The 2,109-nt window shown below is 60.9% G+C and carries 3 protein-coding genes and 1 pseudogene; 2 read left to right on the forward strand and 2 right to left on the reverse strand.

Going from position 1 to position 2,109, the window contains the following annotated elements:
• Nucleotides 1-168: 168 nt before the first annotated feature.
• Nucleotides 169-609, forward strand: a complete 441-nt coding sequence (gene gloA / locus C1D09_RS10530) for a lactoylglutathione lyase (protein ID WP_143974201.1) — start codon at nt 169-171, stop codon at nt 607-609.
• Between the two features lie 144 nt (nt 610-753).
• Entirely contained in the window at nt 754-1,041 is a 288-nt protein-coding gene (locus C1D09_RS10535; protein WP_143974202.1) for a DUF2218 domain-containing protein, read from the forward strand.
• A gap of 47 nt (nt 1,042-1,088) precedes the next feature.
• On the opposite strand, the gene C1D09_RS10540 is transcribed toward C1D09_RS10535, so the two are convergent.
• Both C1D09_RS10540 and C1D09_RS10545 read right to left on the reverse strand, forming a co-directional pair.
• Nucleotides 1,089-1,646 (reverse strand): DUF1697 domain-containing protein, encoded by a 558-nt coding sequence (locus C1D09_RS10540; RefSeq protein WP_143974203.1) that lies wholly within the window; start codon nt 1,644-1,646, stop codon nt 1,089-1,091.
• Nucleotides 1,643-2,109: pseudogene (locus tag C1D09_RS10545) on the reverse strand (threonine dehydratase); the annotation flags it as partial. The pseudogene C1D09_RS10545 and the gene C1D09_RS10540, both read right to left, overlap by 4 nt.

Below are 2,109 nucleotides of genomic sequence, written 5' to 3' on the forward strand. Positions count from 1 at the left end.
GATTAACACCGCGGCTTCCGGTGTGTGCAAGACCTTCCCTGCCTTTTTTCACGGTTCATTGCGGGAATACCGGATTTGTTCTTTGCCGGCATAGCCGACCACGGGAGATTGCCCTTTCGCCGGGCCGACCCTATGTTGCGCCGCACCCCAACAGATCGAGGAAAACTCATGCGCTATCTGCACACCATGGTCCGCGTCGCCGATGTCGATGCCTCGCTCGATTTCTACTGCAACAAGCTCGGGCTGAAGGAGGTCCGCCGCTACGAAAACGAGCAGGGCCGCTTCACGCTGATCTTCCTTGCCGCCTCCGAAGATGAACAGAGCGGCATCAAAGACAAGGCGCCGCTGATTGAACTCACCTACAACTGGGATCCGGAAGACTACAAGGGCGGGCGCAATTTCGGCCACCTCGCCTATGAGGTCGATGACATCTACGCCACCTGCCAGCACCTGATGGACAATGGCGTCACCATCAACCGGCCGCCGCGCGACGGCAACATGGCCTTCATCAGGTCGCCGGACGGCATTTCGATCGAGCTTCTGCAGAAGGGCCCGGCGAAAGCCAAGGCAGAACCCTGGGCTTCGATGGCCAACACCGGAAGCTGGTAGGGGTCGACCTGGCACCGGGCGGAAGTTGCCCGGCCGCCTTTGGCACTTTTAATGAAGGTGCCTATCCACCCGAACATGGCGCCAGCCTGGCAGGTCCGGCGCCATGTCAAGCAATGGGCGCCTGCCCTTCCGGAGAGTCCACTCATGCCGACCAGCCGTGCCGACGTCGCCACCGAACATGCCAGCCGCTATCTGCAGCAGCTGTGCAAGCACTGGGCGCATAAATTCCCCGTCGAATTCGATCCCACCCATGGCACGATCGATCTGTCGCTCGGCCGCACCGTAATGGATGCGGACGCGGCAGCATTGCACATCGTGGTATCAACCGACGAAGGAGGATCGCTCGAGCGCCTGGAAAGTGTCGTTGCCGACCACATCAAGCGCTTTGCCTTTCGCGAAGAACTGACCTTCGACTGGAAGCCGGCGGCGTAGGTGTTTGTTTGAGCACGACCCTGAAAACCCGTACCCAGTTTTCGGGGTCATGTTTTCCCGCCGGCGCGGCCCGCCATCTCCAGCAGCGCCAGCACCGAGCGCCAGTTGCGCGCGGTACCCGGCACCTTCAGAACGCGCGGAACGAGGTTGGCGAAGACTGACTTTCCGAGCCCGTCCGGCGCGCTGAGGTAGAGCACGTCTCGCTTGACTTCGAAGCGCTCGGGGCCGGTGCATTTTTCAGCCAACCGCGCCACCTCTTCGGCGGTCGGCTCACGCTCCAGCGCATAGGCGTGAAGCTTGGTGTGGTCGGCGGCCGCTTCCGGGTAGGGATTTTCGCTCACCAGCCGTTCGAACCACGAGAGATCGCGCACCATGATGCGCGAATGAAAACCCCATTTCTTCTCGAACGCCGCTTCGATTTGTCTGGTCAGCGCGGCGGCGTCGCCCTTGCCGGCCCGGAACACGACATTACCGCTCTGCACATAGGTGGCGACGTCGGAAAAGCCGAGATCCTCGAAGAACGAGCGCAGCTCCGCCATCTTGACGATGCGGTTACCGCCGACATTGATGCCGGAAAACAGGGCTATGAAGACCTTTGCGCTCATATGATGAACCCGGCCAATGTCTCGTTGTCGGTGATGTCCTGATACTGGACGCCCTCGGCCTCGAAATTGGCCTTCAGCAGGTCGAAATTGCGGCGGTCCTTGGTTTCGATGCCGATCAGCACCGAGCCGAAATTGCGCGCCGACTTCTTCAGATACTCGAAGCGGGCGATGTCGTCGTCCGGTCCCAGCATTTCGAGGAAGTCGCGCAGCGCGCCCGGCCGCTGCGGGAAGCGGATGATGAAGTATTTCTTCAGCCCTTCGAAGCGCAACGCCCGTTCCTTGACATCCGGCAGTCGCTCGAAATCGAAATTGCCGCCGGAAACCACGGCGACGATGGTCTTGCCGCGGATCTCCTTCCTGGAAAAATCCTTCAACGCGTCGATGGCCAACGCGCCGGCCGGCTCGAGCACGACGCCTTCGACATTGAGCATCTCGATCATGGTCGCGCAGAGCCGGTTTTCCG

Source organism: Mesorhizobium intechi, from assembly GCF_002879535.1.
Taxonomy (GTDB): domain Bacteria; phylum Pseudomonadota; class Alphaproteobacteria; order Rhizobiales; family Rhizobiaceae; genus Mesorhizobium; species Mesorhizobium intechi.

Bases quoted from the DNA above. Each gene is read 5' to 3' on its own strand.
- C1D09_RS10535 (WP_143974202.1), top strand. From the start codon at position 754: ATGCCGACCAGCCGTGCCGACGTCGCCACCGAACATGCCAGCCGCTAT.
- C1D09_RS10540 (WP_143974203.1), bottom strand. From the start codon at position 1,646: ATGAGCGCAAAGGTCTTCATAGCCCTGTTTTCCGGCATCAATGTCGGC.
- gloA (WP_143974201.1), top strand. From the start codon at position 169: ATGCGCTATCTGCACACCATGGTCCGCGTCGCCGATGTCGATGCCTCG.